The sequence below is a fragment of the Streptomyces sp. P17 genome (assembly GCF_032436805.1).
Lineage (GTDB): Bacteria > Actinomycetota > Actinomycetes > Streptomycetales > Streptomycetaceae > Streptomyces.
Genome location: NZ_JAVRBF010001408.1, coordinates 1 through 241, shown reverse-complemented (window position 1 = coordinate 241; position 241 = coordinate 1). Strand labels below are relative to the sequence as shown.

Annotated in this window: 1 protein-coding gene; it reads left to right on the top strand. The window is 59.8% G+C overall.

Annotated features, from left to right (window positions below):
* The coding region (locus RMT89_RS45165) for a hypothetical protein (protein ID WP_315889554.1) at positions 1-241 on the top strand (241 nt) is incomplete at both ends.

Genomic DNA, 241 nt, shown 5'->3' with positions numbered 1-241 from the left:
ATCCGCTGCAAGACGAAGCGAAATTCATGGTGCGCGCCGCTCGCATCGACGTTGGCGAAGTCTTCAAGCAGCGGGAACTGATGGGCAGCGTGACCGAGACGTGGGGAGAGACCAAGGAGATCATCGCCAGTGTCCGCAAGTTGCTGACATCCGGCCGCTCGATCGAGGTCTCGCTCCGCATGTTGCAGGCTCGGTTGTTGCAGTATGGCATCTGGACTGCCCTGATCGGCACGATTGCATC